The organism is Planktothrix sp. PLAVEN19ND (assembly GCF_057220675.1).
Window position 1 is genome coordinate 4,131,565 of the sequence record NZ_CM170132.1, and the last position, 19,959, is coordinate 4,151,523.

Below are 19,959 nucleotides of genomic sequence, written 5' to 3' on the forward strand. Positions count from 1 at the left end.
TATAACACCCTCTATTCAATTGCTAAAAGCAGTTCCAAATGCTTTTATAATAATACCTCTGTCAGTCTATACTGGCTGGGATAGGTTGGGGTTGCTTCAGAATCAAAAATATGTTTTAATGAATGCCGGGGATTTGCTCCGATCCTATCATTGACTTTTTTTCGACTTCTATTTATTTTTTTCTCTCAGGTCTAAATCCAATAAAGGTTTCTAAAGCCTATCTTCCTCCTATGATTAACCAATGTATTCATCAATTATTTGAATCCCAAGTCAAACAAACACCGAACGCGATCGCAGTTGTTTCTGAACAGGGACAATTAACCTATCAAGAATTAAATACCGCATCTAATCAACTAGCTCATTATTTGCAAAATTTAGGGGTAAAATCGGAGATTTTAGTGGGACTTTGTATTGATCGATCCCTGAATATGATTATTGGTTTGCTGGGTATTCTCAAAGCCGGAGGAGCCTACGTTCCCCTTGATTCTAACTATCCCCAGGAAAGATTGAGCTATATGGTAGAAGATGCTCAAATTTCCGTGTTAGTTACTCACAGTCAAGGGTCTAGTTTAATTGCCAACTATAAAGGTTTAGTTGTTGATTTAGATAGTCAATGGTCAGAAATTGCCAAATGTGATGTTAATAATTTAGTTCATACGGTAGAAAATAGTAATTTAGCCTACGTTATCTATACATCAGGTTCAACGGGAAAACCCAAGGGAGTGATGATTGAACATCGGTCTTTGGTAAACTTTACCCAATTAATTATTGATCAATATCGGTTATCTAGTAGCGATCGCATCCTTCAATTTGCTTCTATTAGTTTTGATGTAGCGGCAGAAGAAATTTATTCCAGTCTTTGTAGCGGTGCAACTTTGGTTTTAAGAACACCAGAAATGGTAAGTTCTATTCCCTTATTTATCCAAAAATCGAGGGAATTAGGAATTACTATTTGGAATTTACCGACCGCTTACTGGCATTTATTAGTTAGCGAATTAATTGATAGCAAGATCACCTTAGATAAGGGCTTACGATTAGTTATTATTGGTAGTGAAAAAGTCCAACCGGAATGGGTGAAACAGTGGTTAAAAACAGTGGGAACTTTTCCTGAATTAATTAATGTTTATGGGCCAACTGAAGCGACTATTGCGGCAACAAGTTGTTACCTATCCCACCTCACAGAAAGTCAACTCAACCATCCCGAACTTCCCATCGGCAAAGCATTAGGGGCGAATATTCAAGTTTATGTGTTAGATGAAAGTTTAAACCTTATCCCTACTGAAACCCCAGGAGAAATTTACATTGGTGGCTTAGGTGTTGCCAGGGGATATTTAAACCGCCCTGAATTAACCGTCGAAAAGTTTATTCAATCACCCTTTAACCCGTCAGAAAGATTATATAAAACTGGGGATTTAGGTCAATATTTAACCGATGGCAATTTAGAATATCTAGGACGCATTGATCATCAGGTCAAAATTAATGGTTTTAGAATTGAATTAGGAGAAATTGAAACAGTTATATTACAACACTATCAAGTCTCTCAAACCATTGTTATTGATCGGGAAGATACCCTAGGTAATAAAAGTTTAGTTGCTTATATTGTTCCCCATTCAACGGAGGAAAAACTAACTGCAAACCTACAACAATTTTTAAGAAATCAGCTTCCTGGCTATATGATTCCTGGGGCATTTGTAATCTTAGAAAAGCTACCTCTAAGTCCAAATGGGAAAGTTGATCGCCACGCCTTACCCCTACCTAATTTAGAAACCGCCTTTACTGCCCCGCGTAATGAACAAGAAGCGATTCTAGCTGAGATTTGGACAAAAGTATTTGGACTGGAAAAAATTGGGGTTGATGATAATTTCTTCCAGTTAGGAGGTCATTCCCTAATTGCCACACAAATCTTGTCTCGAATACGAGATATTTTACAAGTAGAAATTTCTTTTGAAAAACTATTTGAACATCCTACTATTAATAGTTTAAGTGAAGTAATTACTCAGCAACAAAAAGTAGAAAAGCCGTCATCTTTTACTCAAATCAAACCGATTTCACGGCAGGGTTATTTACCCGTTTCCTTTGCTCAGGAAAGGGTTTATTTTATCGAACAGTTAGCCCCCTCGGTGACCGCCTATCAATTTCAAGAAATTTTACTAATTCAGGGTAATTTAGATATTCCTATCTTAGAAAAAAGTCTCAGTGAAATTATCCGTCGCCATGAAATCTTTCGCACAACTTTTCCCGCAGTAGCAGGAAAACTGGCACAAGTCATTCATCCTCCAGCAGCCGTTAAATTACCTATTATTGACCTCCAAACAATTCCTAAAGATCAACAGGAGAAAGAAGTTGAAAATTTGAAGAATAAATCAGTCCATAAACCTTTTAATATTAGTCAATTACCGTTAATTCATTGGACATTATTAAAATTAAGTGAACAAGACTGGCGGTTAATTCATGTAGAACATCATTTGGTACATGATGGTTGGTCATTTAACTTATTTTTAAAAGAATTAATCGCTCTCTACAAAGCCTTTAGCCAGGATCAGCCTTCTCCTCTAAGTGAGCCAATCTTGCAATTTGCCGATTTTGCCCATTGGCAGCGAGAATGGGCCCAAAGCGAGTCAGCAAAAGCCCAAATAGACTACTGGCATCAAAAATTAGCTGGGATGCCTCCCCTCTTAGAATTGCCCTACGATCGCCCCCGACCAACGGAGCAAACCTATAACGGGGGCATGGTGCGAGTTGATCTCCCCTTAGAGATTTGCCAACCCTTGAGAAACCTTGGTCGGCAAGAAGGGGTAACGCTGTTTATGAGTATGTTTGCGGTCTTTTTAACCCAAATTTATCGTTATACAGGGCAAGAAGATATTTGTGTGGGGTCGGGGGTAGCTAACCGACGTTTACGCGAGACCGAGGAATTAATTGGCATGATTGTTAATAATATTGTCCTTCGTAGTAATCTTGCTGGTAATCCAACTTTTCGAGAATTATTAAAGCAAGTTCGTCAAGTTACTTTAGAAGGTTATGCCCATGAAGATGTACCTTTTGATAAAGTTGTTGAAGTTTTAAAACCTGTTCGTCACTTAAGTTATAACCCTTTATTTCAGGTCATGTTTAGTTTCCATGATGCTCAATTACCTGACCTCAGTTTGCCTGGTTTGACCATTAAACAAAATGAAGCAGTTAGCAATTATTCGGCTAAATTTGACCTGGATGTTGTGGTAATTCCTCGCTCCGAACAACGAGTTGGTCGTCATTGCAGTGCTGATATTCAAGACGTTGAAACCGCAGGCATTACGATGGTTTGGGAATACAATAGTGACTTGTTTGATCACGCTACTATTGAGCGAATGGTGACGGATTATCAAACCCTATTAGCAGGAATTTTAGTTAATCCCCATAAACATCTTTCCCAGTATTCTTTGCTAACAGAAAATCAAAAGCATCAATTATTAGTTGCCTGGAACCATACTGATACTAATTATCATAAATTTAACGGCATTCATCAACTTTTTGAAGCACAAGTTAAGAAAACCCCAGAGGCGACCGCCCTTGTTTTTGGCAAGGAGAAACTCAGCTATCAACAATTAAATGAACAGGCGAACCAACTAGCCTATTATTTGCAAAGTTTAGGAGTTAAACCTGATGATTTAGTCGGAATTTGTTTAGAACGTTCCTTAGAAATGATTATCGGAATTTTGGGCATTCTCAAAGCAGGGGGAGCATATTTATCTCTCGATCCCGCCTATCCTGAAGACCGATTAGCCTATATGATTGAAGATGCCAGCATCAACCTTGTTGTCACCTTAGAAAAGTGGACTAATTTAACGCCAAAGCAAGCTATTAAAGCGGTGTGTTTAGATAGTCAAAAAACAATTATTGCCCAAGAAAATACTAATAATCTTGACGCAGTTATAACCCCAAAAAATCTTGCCTACGTTATTTATACATCAGGTTCCACAGGAAAACCAAAAGGGGTATTAATTGAACATAAATCCCTGATTAACTTTACCCAAAGTGCGATCGAACAATATCAAATAACAGCCCAAGACAAGGTTCTACAATTTGCTTCTATTAATTTTGATGCGGCGGCGGAAGAAATTTATCCCGGTTTAAGTTGTGGTGGCGCTCTGGTTTTGAAAACAGAAATAATGATGAAATCCATCAATACTTTTATTCAAGAATCCCAAGAGCAAGCCATCACTATTTGGGATTTACCTACCGCTTACTGGCATTTATTGGTAAGTGAAATAGTGCAGGAAAAATTAGTCTTACCTCCATCATTGCGATTGGTTATTTTAGGGGGTGAACGAGTCTTACCCGAACGGGTAAAAATGTGGCAGGAATATGTCGGTTATTACCCCAAATTGGTCAATAGTTACGGCCCGACGGAGGCTACGGTTGTTTCTACCCTTTATTATCTACCTGATCGCCCCATTAATCAACCTGAAATTCCCATCGGGAAACCTATCAATAATGTGCAAATTTATATATTAGATCAATACCTAGAACCGATGCCCGTTGGCGTGCCGGGTGAACTTCATATTGGTGGCTTAGGTATAGCCAGGGGTTACTTAAATCGACCAGAATTAACCGCCGAGAAATTTATTAATCACCCCTTTAAACCAGGAGAAAAACTCTACAAAACAGGGGATTTAGTTCGCTATCAAATTGATGGTAACTTAGAATTTTTGGGACGGGTTGATTCTCAAGTTAAGATTCGAGGTTTCAGGATTGAACTAACGGAAATTGAAGCAACTTTAAATCAATATCCCTTAATTAAACAGGCCGTTGTAATTGCCAGGGAAGATACTCCAGGGAATAAGCGATTAACAGCCTATTTACTTGCCAATCAAAGTCAAGTAACAGTTGAAGAAATTCGTCATTACTTAAAACAGAAATTACCTGCCTATATGGTTCCCTCGATATTCATTTTCCTAGAAGCAATTCCCATTACACCTAGCGGAAAAGTAGATTATCGAGCCTTACCAATTCCAGAGAAAACACTGTCAGATAGTAGCACTAATTTTACGAATCCAACCACCGAGACAGAAAAACATTTAGCCACCATTTGGGCTGAAGTTTTAAGACTCGAAAAAGTTAGTATCCACGACAACTTTTTTGAACTGGGGGGCGATTCTATTATTAGTATCCAGATGATTTCTAAAGCTAATCAGATGGGGCTACAGTTAATTCCCAAACAACTGTTTCAATATCAAACAATCGCCGAATTAGCTACCGTTGTCGGAACCAGTCAACAAATCCAAGCCAATCAAGATATCGTCACAGGAATTGTACCTTTAACACCGATTCAGCATTGGTTTTTTGAGCAAAATTTAGCCGATGCTCACTTCTTTAATCAATCGGCTTTAATAGAAGTTCCTGCCACCCTGGAGCCAGAATTATTAAAGCAAGTTTTGTTAACATTATTGAATCATCATGATGCTTTGAGGTTGCGTTATAGTCGGGAAAATGAAAATTTAGAACAGATTAATGATGGGATTAAAGAAGCGGTATCTTTAACTGTTATTGATTTATCCGAACTCTCTCCAGACGGACAAAAAAAGGCAATTACAACCAAAGATACAGAATTGCAAAATAGTCTAAATTTGTCATCGGGAGAAATTGTCAAATTTGCCTTATTTAAGTTAGGCAATCAACAACCGAGTCAATTACTAATAGTAATTCATCATTTAGCGGTAGATGGTATTTCCTGGCGAATTATACTTGAGGATTTGACCACCGCTTATGAACAAATTAGCCAAGGTCAAGCCATTAAATTACCGCCCAAAACTACCTCATTTCAAGATTGGTCAAAACAGCTAGTTAGCTACGGCCAATCTGAACAATTAAAGCAAGAAATGGATTATTGGCTACCTCAATTACAGGCAAAAATTCTGCCTTTACCCGTAGATTATTCCCTAGAAAAAGAGAGTAATCAGCTAAATTCAGCTAAGGCTATTAACCTGTTTTTAACTGAAGAAGAAACGCGAGGATTATTACAAGATGTCCCCAGTGCTTATAATACTCAAATTAATGATGTTTTATTAACAGCATTAGGGTCAAGTTTTAGTCAATGGACGGGGGGAAATAGCCTATTAGTTGACTTAGAAGGTCATGGACGGGAAGATTTATTTGAACAAGTAGATTTATCTCGTACCGTCGGTTGGTTTACGACTTTATTTCCTATGGTATTAGAACAAAGTCAAACGGGGAAACCACAAGAAACATTAAAATCTGTTAAAGAACAATTGCGTCGTCTGCCATATCGTGGTATTGGTTATGGTGTACTGAAATATCTGTCGAGCGATGCGGAAATTAAACGCCAATTTAAGGACTTGATCAAGGCCCAGGTTAGTTTTAATTACTTAGGTCAATTTGATCAGGTACTATCGGCATCAGAGGTTTTAGGAAGGGTCAAAGAATGGAAATCCGATCACAGTTCTTCAGGCGATCGCAGTCATTTATTAGAAGTAAGTGGTCTAGTTCGTGATCAAAAACTGGATATTCAATTTGTTTATAGTGAAAACGTTCATCGTCAGGAAACTATTGAAAAACTCGCCAATGAATTTATGGAGGTTTTGAGAAATTTGATTATTCACTGTCAGTCCACCGAAACTTCATTTTATACGCCTTCGGACTTTGCCGCTGCTAAAATTAATCAAAAACAGCTTGACAAATTCCTGAACAAAATCAATCAAAAGCAATCTAAAAAAAGATAGTTAAATGAACAATATTGAAGACCTCTATGAACTTTCTCCCATGCAACAGGGGATGCTCTTTCATAGCCTTTACGCGCCCGAATCCGAGGTTTATTTTGAACAGCTAGTTTGCGCATTACAAGGGAAATTCAATCTGCCCAATTTTCAACAGGCTTGGCAAAAAGTAGTTACTCGTCACCCCATTTTACGCAGTTCTTTCTATTGGGAAGAAATTGAAAAACCCTTGCAAATGGTGAATCGTAAGGTAGATTTAGCCTGGACAATTCACGACTGGCAACATTGGGATCATGACCAACAACAAAGCCAATTAGAAGCTTTTTTAAAAAGCGATCGGGTTACGGGAATGGCCTTAGATCAAGCCCCTGTGATGCGCTTTACGATTATTAAATTAGCCAGCGACAGTCACGAATTTATTTGGAGTCATCATCATATTTTGTTTGATGGTTGGTCAATGCAAATTATTCTCCAAGAAGTTTTTGATCTCTACGAAGCCTATCAACAAGGCAAATCTTTAACCTTAAAATCCTGTTATCCCTATCGAGATTATATTAATTGGTTACAGCAACAGGATCAGGATCAAGCAGGCAAGTTTTGGCGAAATCAATTACAAGCATTTGAAGCTGCAACTCCTTTAGTAATTGATAAATTGCCAGGCAATAAAACCCCTGAAGTTGCCTATCAAGAAGTTCCTTTTAAATTATCTTTAGAAGTTACTAAAAAACTCCAATCCTTAGTCCAAAAACACCGTTTAACCCTGAATAATTTAGTACAGGGAGCCTGGGGATTATTGCTTTCTCGCTACAGTGGAGAAACTGATATTATTTTCGGCGCGACGGTATCAGGTCGTCCCAATAGTCTGCCCGATGTAGATAAAATGGTAGGTTTATTTATTAATACCTTACCGATCCGCTTAACTATTTCTGATCAGCAGGAATTAATTCCCTGGCTGAAAGATTTACAATTACAACAATTTGAACAGGAACAATATGCTTATTATTCCCTAGCAGAAATTCAAAAAAGTGGCGATATTCTGCCAGGAATGCCCTTATTTGAAAGTATTTTAGTTTTTGAAAACTATCCCGTAGATTCTTCGGAAACGGAGGCAAAAAAAACCTTAGAAATAACTGATCTGCGTTGTTTTGAACGCACCAATTATCCCCTCACCTTAGTTGTAATTCCTAACTCAGAATTATCAGGAAGAATTATCTACAATACCAGTCGTTTTGACCCCAAAGCCATTGAGCGCATGATTGGTCATTGGCAAAATTTATTAACCCATATTGCTACCCAACCAGGACAGTCTCTCTCGCAATTTTCCTTACTCACTGAAACAGAAGAACAACAATTAATAGCCGAAGAAAAACAAAATCAGGAGCAGATTAAAACCATTAATTATCAATGTGTTCATCACCTGTTTGAACAACAAGTTAATCAAACCCCCGACGTGATTGCCCTGACTTATCAAAAGGAAAAACTTACCTATCAAGAATTAAATAACCGGGCTAATCAACTCGCCCATTATTTGCAATCTTTAGGAATTAAATTAGAAGATAAAATCGGCGTTTGTATTGAGCGATCACCCTTAATGGTCATCGCCATTTTAGCCATTCTTAAAGCAGGTGGAGCTTATGTCCCTTTAGATCCCAGTTATCCGTCAGAAAGATTAATTTTCATGATTGAAGATGTGCAATCTCCTCTGATTCTCACGCAAAATCATTTATTAGCTCAATTGCCCAAAAATGACCATCAGAAAATCATTAATATCGAGTCTGAATGGAAAAATATTGCTCAATATTCTACCGAGAATCTATTAAATGAAGTAGGGATAGATAACTTAGCTTATATTATCTATACATCCGGTTCTACAGGAACACCAAAAGGTACGGAAGTCCCCCATCGTAGCTTTATAGGTTTTATGTTTGGGATAGATTATATTCACCTGGATGCTAACATAATTTGGCTACAACATTCCTCAATTTCTTGGGATGCTTTAACCCTTGAATTATGGCCAGCCTTGCTTTGTGGAGGTCGTTGTGTCCTTTATCCCGGTAATATTCCCACCCCTGAAGAATTAAGTCAAATTATTCAGACCGAAAAGATTAATATTCTTTGGTTAACTTCCGCTTTATTTAATTTAATGATAGACACCCAACCCGAATCATTATTAGGAATTAAACAGCTTTTAGTTGGTGGTGAAACCCTTTCTATTGATCATATTCATCGAGCCCTAAATATATTACCTGAAACCCAACTTATTAATGGTTATGGCCCTTCAGAATGTACAGTTTTTACTTGTTGTTATCCCATGCCCAAACAACTTGATGAAAAGATCAATTCTATTCCTATCGGTAAACCCATTGGCGACAGAATAGTTTATTTATTAGATCACAATTTACAACGAGTTCCTATCGGTATTCCAGGGGAAATTTATATTGGTGGTGCAAGTGTAGCCAGAGATTATTTACATCAGCCAATTTTAACCCGTGAAAAGTTTATTCCTAATCCTTTCATTCTCGGAGATACTCTTTATAAAACAGGTGATTTAGCCCGTCGTCTAACTGACGGTAATCTGGAGTTTTTAGGACGGATAGATCATCAAGTAAAAGTCCGAGGATTTCGCATTGAATTAGGTGAAATAGAGATACTTTTAAGCCAACATTCTCAGGTTAAAGGAGCCATTGTCATAGTGCGAGAAGATTCTCCTGGGGATAAATCCTTGGTAGCCTATATCATTCCCCATAATGATCAATTAAAACCAAAAGTATTGCGGGATTTTCTTGGCGAAAAACTCCCCTATTATATGATTCCTAATGCTTTTGTCTTTTTAGAAGCTTTTCCTCTCACACCTAATGGTAAAATTAATCGATGGGGTTTACCGACTCCCGATCATAATCAACAACAATCAGGCGTTGCATTTGTCGAACCTCGCACAGATACAGAGCGGGAAATCGCCACCATTTGGTCAGAAGTTCTGCGCTTAAATCAAGTAGGAATCTATGACAACTTTTTTGCATTAGGTGGTCATTCCTTGCTCGCTACTCAGGTGATTTCGCGGCTTAAAGAGACTTTTGGAATTGAGTTTTCTTTCCGTTATTTTTTTGATAATCCCACTATTAATCAACTGGCTGAAAGAGTTATTATTCAGCAACTTGAACAGTCAGAAAGTGATGCTCTCGCTCAAATTTTAGGGGAAATTGATCAATTATCTGACGAGGAGGTAGCTCAACAATTACTCTAATTCTTCATCAAACTATTGAAAAGTTCTTTTAACACTTAGGTATTCAATATGTATCAACCTGTTGCGTCATCAACGCTCACTAATAAGGAATTAATTCTCGCTCTGTTTAATGCAATTGACTCCTCTAATTATTCATTATTAGTAAACTACTTTGATAAAAATATTATCTACGAACGTCCTGGTTATCAAATTTTATTTGGCATTATATAAGATACACTACCGAAAATCGTTGGTATTTTGAGAAAGAACCAATTTGAGACGCTTAACTGCATGGAAAGTTTCTTGTATTAAGTAGTCCAAGAATCCTTTCTGTAAGCCACCGCTACCTCTAGCATTGGCGTTTCTTAATTTGAAATTATCATCGACAACTTTCTTGTGAGGACCGCGAAATTTTAAAATAGTGTTAACACAATCTAGTACAGCTTGAATAGAGTGATAGGAAATTTCATCTAAGGCTTTTTTGTCTAACTCTTGAAATATTTTAGTGAGCAAACTGGATTGTTTTTTTAGTTGATTTGCCAAGTATCTGTAAGAAAATGGCATATAAGATACACTATTTTGATAATATTCTTGATAAGCTGAATCGTCGTTTTTGTCAGACCAAAGCAATTTGTCAATTAAATTAACGGGCATAGAGCTTGCCCCAGGAGCATGGTATTCTACGTCATAAACTTTATAAGGTTCAAAAAAAGGTCTTATTTGGAGAGTAAATACTTCTGGGGCTATATTTTTCTTGACAACTATCATCGTTTCCACCATAGTCTGAAGATTTTTGGTTGCTTGATTCACAAAATAACCAAAGTTTGGGTCAAAAATAGATAGTTGAGATGCTAATTGTAAAGCATATATACAGTCGTATAAAAGGTAGTTTGTTTTTTTTAAGCTATCAATAAATAAAATTTCTTCAGATAAGGCTGTATACTTGCGAAGTCTTCCGTCTTTTTGTGGATTCCTTGACGTATAAGAAAAGAAAGTATCTCGAGGAACTTCTCCAGCATATTTTCCAACATAAGTTAAGGCTTCTTCTAAAAAAGGTACACTAGCTACTATGATTTCTTGCTTAGTTAAAGCAGACCCTAACATCCCTAAATCTCTTAAAATAGCCAAAGCTATTTCTTGAGATAAATCATCAATAAGAAGAACCTTTTCAGCGAAATAGCTTGTCCGGCTGAATAGTAATGATGAATCTTTAAATTTATTAATATTTGGCAACTCAACAAATAAATTATCAGCACCTAATGGATCTAACTCAGATACTTTTATATCGAGATACTTTTGATTTCGATAATCTTTTTCAAATTTTAATTCCATATATAAGAACTTGTTGGAAAAGTTAAACCAAAGTTTATCCGCTATGAGATTTTGTCTTTAATCGTCCGACCGTCAAGTTTACCATAAGTAGTCAGACAAAATTATACACAATCGATCACGCTGAAAATCTTAACCTTAATATAGAACCCATTTGACATCTTCAGGGCGATCACGTCTAGCAGTAGTAAGCGTGATCGCCTCCGATCACCCCCAAAAGCTCTTTTTTGAGGTAGTTGAGTTTAAACCCCAGCCTGGAAAAGTTTTCAAGTTGCTTGTCCACCGTCAGTTTTTGAGGTAAAGTGATCAGAAAAACACCTTGAAGCCGTCATGCCATACTCTAGCAATCTAAAGGACTGAAAGTGGGAGATATTGGAACCGCTACTAAGTAATTGGTCATAATTAAAGTTAAAATACTAAATGCTGTAAGTCTTTTAGGATAAGGTTTTTAGCTTTTGGTTTGTTGACGTTATTTATTCTCACCTACTTACATCAAATCTTGTCGATTAAAAAGAAAACTATTGATTTTTAATTAATCCCATGAGCGATCTTCTCAAACGTTTAGAAAAACTGTCTCCTGAAAAACGCGAATTAGTGCTGCAAAAACTTAAACAGCAGCAATCCCAAAAATCCAATGATCAGACATCACAAAAGCCGTCTCTTATCCCTATCTCAAGAGAGCAAGATATTCCCCTTTCCTTTGCCCAAACTCGCCTTTGGTTTGTTAATAAATTAGAAGGAGAAAGCGCAGCCTACACCATAGACCGCACTCTCCGTTTGCAAGGGAATCTTAATGTAAAGGCTTTAGAACAGGCTTTTCAGACGCTTGTACAACGCCATGAACCCCTACGGACTCAGTTTAAAGTTAAGAATAACCAACCGATTCAGGTGATCACTCCTAATGTCACCTTTCAATTACCTGTCGTTAATCTGCAAAACCTGAGTAACCCTCAACAGCAAATCCAACATTTGTTAGCAGAAGCCGTCTCCGAACCTTTTGATATCGTGAATGGTTTCTGTCCTACGAGTTAAACTCTGGCAAGTAAAAAAAGATGAATACATCTTATTAATTGCGATTCACCACATCGCCGCCGATGGTTGGTCTTTAGAGGTTTTCATCCGTGAACTATCCACCTACTATCACAGTTTCTGCACAGGGACGATCCCCCCTAACCCCCCCTTACCGATTCAGTACGCTGATTTTGCCATCTGGCAACGTCAATGGCTCACCAGTGAAGTGTTGGAGCGTCAACTCAACTACTGGAAACAGAAATTAGCAGGTGTCCCCCTACTCCATCAATTACCGAGTGATCGTCCTCGTCCCCCGATCCAAAGTTTTCGTGGGGGAACCGAACTATTTCACTTAGACCGTGATCTGCTCGAACAACTCAAACAACTTAGTCAGCGCCAGGGTTGTACCCTCTTTATGACCCTTTTAGCGGGGTTTGCGGTGTTGTTGTCTCGTTATAGTGGCCAAACTGATTTAGTAATTGGCTCCCCAATTGCCAACCGTAACCGTACTGAAATCGAGGGGTTAATTGGCCTGTTTGTGAATACCTTGGCCCTGCGGTTTGATCTATCCGAGAACCCCAGTTTTGCAGAATTTCTGGCTCAGGTACGAACAACCACCCAAGATGCCTATGACCATCAGGATTTACCCTTTGAGGTGTTGGTCGAAGAATTGCAACCCGAGCGGCACCTAGACCGCAATCCTTTAGTACAGATTGTTTTTGCCCTCCACAACGCTTTCAGTTCTCCCTGGGATCTACCAGGGGTAACGGTGGAAGAAATCACTTCAGAACTAGATTCAGTACGCGCTGACCTGGAAATTTATCTCTCCGATGGCCCCGACGGTCTTGCAGGTCTTTGTTCCTATAACTGCGACCTTTTTGACGGGGAAACTATCGCTCGCTTGATGACCCATTTTCGGATTCTGTTAAGGGCAATCGTCGATAATCCCCAACAATCTGTCTCTCTCATCCCCTTCCTAACAGACCAGGAGCAACAGCAATTACTCCAGACCTGGAATGATACCCTGATTGATTACAACCATGACAAATGTATTCATCAATTGGTAGAAGAACAAGCAGAGCGTACTCCCGATGCGGTGGCCGTCGTCTTTGAAAATCAATCCCTCACCTACGCTCAATTAAACCAAAAAGCCAACCAATTAGCCCATTATCTGCGTGGACTAGGCGTTGAAACTGAAACCCTGATCGGTTTATCCGTAGAACGCTCCCTAGATATGATCGTTGCCTTCTTAGGGATTCTCAAAGCCGGAGCCGCCTATCTTCCCCTTGACCCAGAATATCCCCCAGACCGTCTCCGTTTGATGATTGAGGACAGTCAGATTCCCTTACTGCTGACTCAAGCCCCATTGTTAGAGAAATTACCTCAAACTCAAACTCAAACACTCCTATTAGATGAACTTTGGCAGAAAATTACCCCCCATTGTCAGGAGAATCTCATAGGGGTTGTAACCGCCGCTAATCTGGCCAATGTCATTTACACATCGGGTTCCACAGGCAAACCTAAAGGTGTGATGGTCGAACATCGGGGGCTATCTAACCTCACCCAAGCCCAAATCCTAAGCTTTGCAGTCGGAACTAACAGTCGCGTTCTCCAGTTTGCTTCCTTCAGCTTTGATGTCTGTATCTCGGAAATTTTGATGGCTTTAGGCTCAGGAGCGACTCTCTACTTAGCGAACAAAAATGCTTTGATGCCCGGTATCCCTTTAGCTGAACAATTACGGAATTACCATATTACCCATATTAGCTTACCTCCATCAGTCCTAGCGGTGCTTCCCTGTGAAAACCTTCCAGCTTTACAAACCATTATTGTCGGAGGTGAAGCCTCCTCGCCGGAACTGGTGAAACAATGGTCAACAGGGCGAAACTTCTTTAACGCCTACGGGCCAACGGAGGGAAGTGTCTGTGCCACCGTAGCCAAATGTACCCCTTTTGACACTAAAGTTACCATTGGTCATCCGATAGCTAACGTTCAGGTTTACATTTTAGACTCCCATCTCCAGCCCGTACCGATTGGGGTGACAGGTGAAATTCATATTGGTGGTGTCGGGATTGCCAGGGGTTATCTGAACCGTCCTGAATTAACCCAAGAAAAGTTTATCCCCAATCCTTTCAGTAATGACCCCACGGCGAAACTTTATAAAACAGGAGACCTAGCTCGTTACTTAGCCGACAGCAATATTGAATATTTAGGACGCATTGACCATCAGGTAAAAGTTCGCGGTTTCCGCATGGAATTAGGGGAAATTGAAGCCGCCCTATCAGAACATCCTTTGGTTCAAGATGCGGTAGTTATTGCCCGTGCGGATCAGGTGGCCACCCACGATAACCATAAACTTAACACCAATCTGGTAGCCTACCTAGTTCCTAAGCTTCAAGGTCAGGTCTTACCTGAACAGCTTGCTCAATGGCAAAGTGAGTACGTTAGTGATTGGCAAAAGCTCTACGAAGATTCCTATAGTCAGCCCCTAGCTGCCGATGCTGATCCCACTTTTAATATCAGGGGTTGGAATAGTAGTTATACGGGGCAAGCGATACCCGCCCCGATCATGGGTGAATGGGTAGATAATACGGTAGAACGGATTTTAGTGGGACAACCCCAACGGGTTTTAGAAATCGGTTGCGGGAGTGGTTTACTGTTATTTCGAGTGGCTAAATATTGCCAGGAGTATTGGGGAACGGATTATTCTTTAGCCACGATTCGTAATTTGGAAAGGATCTGTGACAAGGTTGAGGGCTTAGGAACGATTAAGTTACTCTACCGCACTGCTGATAATTTTGAGGGGATTCCCCAGGGAGTCTTTGATACGGTGGTGATCAACTCAGTTGTTCAATATTTTCCGAGTGTGGAGTATCTGTTACAAATGCTCGAAGGAGCGGTGCAGGCTCTAGGTCGTACAGGTGTGATTTTTGTGGGTGATGTCCGTAGCTTACCGTTATTAGAACCCTACCATGCGGCAGTACAGTTGACCCGGGCGGACGCAGATAAAACTATTGAGCAATGGCAACGTCAGGTGAATCAAAGTGTAGCATCCGAGGAGGAATTGTTAATTGATCCTCAATTCTTTATTGCTCTTAAACAACGCTTTCCCCAAATTACGGAGGTGGTGATCGAGCCGAAACGGGGTCAGGGGGGGAATGAACTAACGCAATTCCGCTATGATGTCACTCTTTATTTGACTCAAAACCAGGAGCAATCATTAACTGTTAACCCTAAAACCTCAGTACCCTGGTTAAATTGGCAACGGGACACCCTTTCCTTAGTTCAACTGCAAGAGAAGCTAGAACACCGGACAACCGGGTACTTAGGAATCCGAGATGTTCCCAATCAACGACTACAACCAGCCTTACAAGTTTTAGAGTGGTTGGAAAACCCGCCCCCTGTTGCAACGGTAGGGGAACTACGACAGGTCTTAAACCAACAACCTCCTGGGGGAGTCAATCCTGAAGATGTTTGGCAATTGGCAGAAAAAGTGGGTTATACGGCTTATCTTAGTTGGTGGGAAGGCAGTCAAGATGGATCTTTTGATATCATTTTCTGTCGCCATGATTTAGCTCCAAAATATGATTTCAATAAATTTGCCCATCCGTTCCTGGCTCATTTTTGGGCGGATGAAACAGTGACGATTAAGCCCTGGACAAGCTATACCAATAATCCGTTATCCGGAAAGTTAGTTCAGAAGTTAGTTCCCCAGGTACGAGAGTTTATTCAACAAAAGTTACCGAGTTATATGGTTCCCCAGGGGTTTGTGTTGCTCAATGCCCTACCATTAACTCCCAATGGTAAAGTGGATCAGCAAGCTTTACCCACTCCTAATCAGGCGACGCGCCATCTGGCAACGGGCTTTTTAGCACCTCGTACTCCCATTGAGGCTCAACTGGCTACTATCTGGAGTGAGGTTTTGGGTGTTGAACGCATTGGGGTTAATGATAATTTCTTTAAGATCGGGGGGCATTCGCTCTTAGCCACCCAATTAGTGACCCGCATTCGTGATCAATTTCAGGTAGATTTATCTCTCACTAAAATCTTTGAATATCACATTCTCAAAGATTTAGCTAATTATTTAGATACCTATTTATGGTACAATATTTCCGCCGATTCTCAACCGTTAAATTCCGATGAGGAGGAAATTGAACTATGAAAAATTCTTCACAAATTATAGATTTAATCAGTCAATTGCGAGAACTCGGTTGTCGAATTTCGGTTGATGGGGAAAAACTTCGCCTACGCACAACAAAAAACACATTACCGACGGAATTAACCGCAACTATTAAAGCGCATAAAACAGAAATAATCAGCTTTTTAAACGCAGCTAAAGCCTCAGAGACCATCATCTTAGAAACAATTCCCACTTTGCCAGAGGATAGACCAAAACCCCTTTCGTTTGCTCAACAACAACTGTGGACATTAGCCCAATTGAAAGGCGATTTACCCACCTATAATATGCCACTACCTTTGCAAATAGAGGGGGATTTAGATATTGAAGCTCTGGCTCAAAGTTTAACTGCTATTGTGGAGCGTCATAGTAGTTTACGAATGTATTTTCCGAGGATTGAAAGTCAACCTCAAATTCGCATTCACACAATAGAAGATTTTACTATTTTAAGCCAAGAGGACTTACGACATTTAGAACCAAAAATTCAGTCCATAACAGCCCAGCAATTAATTGATGCCCACGGTCAAGAACCATTTAACTTAGAAACTGGCCCCCTATTTAAAGCTAAGTTGCTGCAATTACAAGCCAACAAATTTGTCTTGCTCATTAATATGCACCACATTTGCAGTGATGGCTGGTCAATGGGGATATTTATGAGGGAATTACGGGAGGCTTATTGTGCCTTTTCCCTGGGAGAAAAACCTATTTTTTCACCCTTATCTATTCAATATAGTGATTTTGCTGCTTGGCAACGAAATCGCCTCAAAGGAGAAACGCTACAACCTCAGATCAATTATTGGAAAAACCAGCTAAAAAATGCCCCACTCCTATCAACTTTACCAACGGATTATCCCAGACCTGTTAGACAAAGTTACCAGGGAGATTATTATGATCATAGCTTAAGCATTGAATTAACGAAAAAATTAAACACCCTGAGTCAAGAACAAGGGGCTAGTTTGTTTATGGTTTTATTAGCCGCTTTTAGCTTTTTGCTTTCTCGTTATGGTGGGCAAAATGACTTTTGTATCGGTTCTCCCATTGCTAATCGTAACCATAGTCAAATTGAGGGTTTAATGGGCTTTTTTATTAACACTTTAGTTCTGCGAAGCCAAATTAACCCAGAGGAAAATTTTGAGCAATTACTTCAACGGACACGACAAACTTGTTTAAATGCTTATGCTCAACAAGATATCCCCTTTGAATATCTTGTTGAACTGTTGCAAAGGGACAGAGTCACCAGTTATAATCCGCTTTTCCAAATAATGTTGGTTTTGCAAAATATTAAAGCAGTAGAAAAGGGAGTTTGTTTATCGGGGGTTCAGGTTAAATCCTTAGAGTATAATTATTGTTTTGCCAAATTTGATTTGATTCTGGATATGTCTGAAAAAAATGAGCAATTACAGTGTGGCTGGGTCTATGCTACAGATTTATTTGAACCAAAAACAATTCGACGAATGGTAACACATTTTGAGACGTTGCTCCAAAATATTGTGGATAATCCCCAACAACCCCTTAAAAGTTTACCTCGGGAGTGAAGCATTTCTGTAGTAAATCTTGACCTCTAACTGATAACTTATTTGCCGAAATGCTATGCGGACTTCGCTAACACCCTTACAAAAAAACCTAATCAATCAACAACCTATTTCTATGCAATCTCCCTCTATTTCTCAAAACTCAGTCAACCCTTCTGAGGAAAATACTCGTCAATTTCTCGACTCCCTCAAAGCGATCCTTCAACCCTATTGGTATCCGATAGAAAGCGATGGTAGAGTTTTTTCTGAAGTAATTAAGAGTTGGGGAATGTTATTTCTTTTACTCTTGCTAATCATCGGTTTGGTAGGATTTACATCATTTAATAGTTTTGTACTTAGGGAGTTACTTGATGCCATTCAAGCTAAAAATATGGCTGATTTTAGAATGAGTCTCTCCATCTATGGGGGTTCACTGTTAACGATTACCCTCTTAACAGGATTATCCAAATTTGTCAGAAAGAAAATTGCCTTAAATTGGTATGAATGGCTGAATGATTATAGTTTTCAAAAATATTTTAGCAATCGCGCATATTATAAAATTAATTTTAATCCAATAGTTGACAATCCTGATCAACGTCTTAGCCAAGAAATCGAACCAATCGCCAGAACAACCCTAAGTTTTTTTGCAACTTCCTTCCAAAGAATATTAGAGATAATAGCCTTTTTAGTGATTCTCTGGCAGATTTCTATATCCGTAGGTATCATTTTAATTATTTATACAATTATTGGTAATCTGATCGCACTTTATTTAAGTAAAGAATTAAATAAAATCACCGAAGAAGAACTGGAATTAGAAGCCAATTATAGTTATGCTGTTACCCATATTCGTAATCATGCCGAATCTATTGCTTTTTTTAGAGGTGAAAAAGAAGAATTAAACAGGATTAAGAATAAGTTTCGCTTAATCCTTAAAAATACCTTACAAAAAATTAATTGGGAAAGAAATAAGGAATTTTTTGAGCGAGCCTATGAAGCCATGATTCAAATTTTTCCCTATTTAATTGTTGCACCTTTATATATTCAAGGTGAAATTGATTTTGGGAAGGTTAGTCAAGCGAGTTTTCTTTCAATTTACTTTGCTGATGCTTTGGCTACTTTAATTAAGGAATTCAGCGAGTCAGGAAAAGTTTCTAATTATATTGAGCGTTTAGTTATCCTGACAGAAGAATTGGAAAAAGTCAGTCAACAACCTGAAGATCAAAGCATAATTAAAACTATAGAAAAAAACCGTATTGCTTTTGAAGATGTCACCCTGGAAACGCCCAATTACGAAAAAGTGATTGTTAAAGATTTAAACCTAGAAGTAGAACCCGAAAAAGGACTTTTAATTATTGGCCCCAGTGGTCGCGGTAAAAGTTCTTTATTACGGGCGATCGCCGGTTTATGGAGTGCAGGAACAGGAACGGTGATCCGACCCCAACCCGACGATATTATCTTTCTGCCTCAACGTCCCTATATTATTCTAGGCACTTTGCGAGAGCAATTAGTTTACCCGAATCTTAATCGTGAAGTTAGTACGGAAGAACTGGAAAAAGTCTTAAAAAAAGTTAATCTGGGAGATGTATTAACCAAGGTTAGTGGCTTTGATGAGGAAGTTAATTGGGAAAATATTTTATCCATCGGTGAACAACAGCGTTTAGCGTTTGCACGAATATTAGTCAGTCATCCCCATTTTATTATTTTGGATGAGGCGACCAGTGCGCTCGACATCAACAATGAAGATAATTTATATCAACAGCTAGAAAACAGCAAAACAACCTTTATTAGCGTTGGGCATCGAGAAAGTTTATTCCAATATCATCAATGGGTACTAGAACTTTCTCAGGATTCAGATTGGCAACTGATGACGGTAGAAGATTATCAATTACAAAAAACTAGAATATAATTGAGTCTTTTCTGGGGATAGTTTGGGTCTAAAAGAACACAAATTCCACCAACTTTTAACACAGCTAAAGTTATCACCTATCATCAAAGATT

General features: G+C 39.0%; 7 protein-coding genes. 6 read left to right on the top strand and 1 reads right to left on the bottom strand.

The genetic code is table 11. The annotated features are described in order from the left end of the window. Positions 1-230 precede the first annotated feature (230 nt). Together AC2D3N_RS17635 and AC2D3N_RS17640 are read left to right on the top strand one after the other, a co-directional pair. Positions 231-6,719, top strand: coding sequence for an amino acid adenylation domain-containing protein (locus AC2D3N_RS17635; protein WP_484691652.1), 6,489 nt, complete (start codon positions 231-233; stop codon positions 6,717-6,719). 4 nt (positions 6,720-6,723) lie between these two features. Then, the gene (locus AC2D3N_RS17640) at positions 6,724-9,957 is read left to right on the top strand and encodes a non-ribosomal peptide synthetase (RefSeq protein WP_484691653.1); all 3,234 of its coding nucleotides are present in this window, start codon (positions 6,724-6,726) and stop codon (positions 9,955-9,957) included. Between the two features lie 216 nt (positions 9,958-10,173). Here the strand turns inward: AC2D3N_RS17640 and AC2D3N_RS17645 are convergent, their stop codons facing one another. Continuing rightward, positions 10,174-11,268: a monodechloroaminopyrrolnitrin synthase PrnB family protein gene (locus tag AC2D3N_RS17645; protein ID WP_484691654.1), complete on the bottom strand. Its 1,095-nt coding sequence runs from the start codon at positions 11,266-11,268 to the stop codon at positions 10,174-10,176. Between the two features lie 537 nt (positions 11,269-11,805). Between AC2D3N_RS17645 and AC2D3N_RS17650 the strand changes: the two genes are divergently transcribed. Genes AC2D3N_RS17650 through AC2D3N_RS17665 form a run of 4 tightly spaced genes read left to right on the top strand, consistent with a single transcriptional unit; the run spans position 11,806 to position 19,867 of the window. Then, a complete protein-coding gene (locus tag AC2D3N_RS17650; RefSeq protein ID WP_484691655.1) occupies positions 11,806-12,297 on the top strand; it encodes a condensation domain-containing protein in 492 nt (163 codons plus the stop codon). Then, positions 12,275-16,435 carry an amino acid adenylation domain-containing protein gene (locus tag AC2D3N_RS17655; protein WP_484691656.1) on the top strand — a complete coding sequence of 1,387 codons (4,161 nt, stop codon included), beginning with the start codon at positions 12,275-12,277 and terminating at the stop codon, positions 16,433-16,435. The genes AC2D3N_RS17650 and AC2D3N_RS17655 overlap by 23 nt, the downstream gene beginning before the upstream one ends. After that, positions 16,432-17,985: a condensation domain-containing protein gene (locus AC2D3N_RS17660; RefSeq protein WP_484691657.1), complete on the top strand. Its 1,554-nt coding sequence runs from the start codon at positions 16,432-16,434 to the stop codon at positions 17,983-17,985. The genes AC2D3N_RS17655 and AC2D3N_RS17660 overlap by 4 nt, the downstream gene beginning before the upstream one ends. Positions 17,986-18,040: 55 nt before the next feature. After that, positions 18,041-19,867, top strand: coding sequence for an ABC transporter ATP-binding protein/permease (locus AC2D3N_RS17665; protein WP_484691658.1), 1,827 nt, complete (start codon positions 18,041-18,043; stop codon positions 19,865-19,867). Positions 19,868-19,959 lie beyond the last annotated feature (92 nt).

Excerpts from the sequence above, each read along its gene's own strand:
- AC2D3N_RS17650 (WP_484691655.1), top strand. The coding sequence starts at position 11,806 with ATGAGCGATCTTCTCAAACGTTTAGAAAAACTGTCTCCTGAAAAACGC.
- AC2D3N_RS17660 (WP_484691657.1), top strand. The coding sequence starts at position 16,432 with ATGAAAAATTCTTCACAAATTATAGATTTAATCAGTCAATTGCGAGAA.
- AC2D3N_RS17645 (WP_484691654.1), bottom strand. The coding sequence starts at position 11,268 with ATGGAATTAAAATTTGAAAAAGATTATCGAAATCAAAAGTATCTCGAT.
- AC2D3N_RS17640 (WP_484691653.1), top strand. The coding sequence starts at position 6,724 with ATGAACAATATTGAAGACCTCTATGAACTTTCTCCCATGCAACAGGGG.
- AC2D3N_RS17665 (WP_484691658.1), top strand. The coding sequence starts at position 18,041 with ATGCGGACTTCGCTAACACCCTTACAAAAAAACCTAATCAATCAACAA.
- AC2D3N_RS17655 (WP_484691656.1), top strand. The coding sequence starts at position 12,275 with ATGGTTTCTGTCCTACGAGTTAAACTCTGGCAAGTAAAAAAAGATGAA.
- AC2D3N_RS17635 (WP_484691652.1), top strand. The coding sequence starts at position 231 with ATGATTAACCAATGTATTCATCAATTATTTGAATCCCAAGTCAAACAA.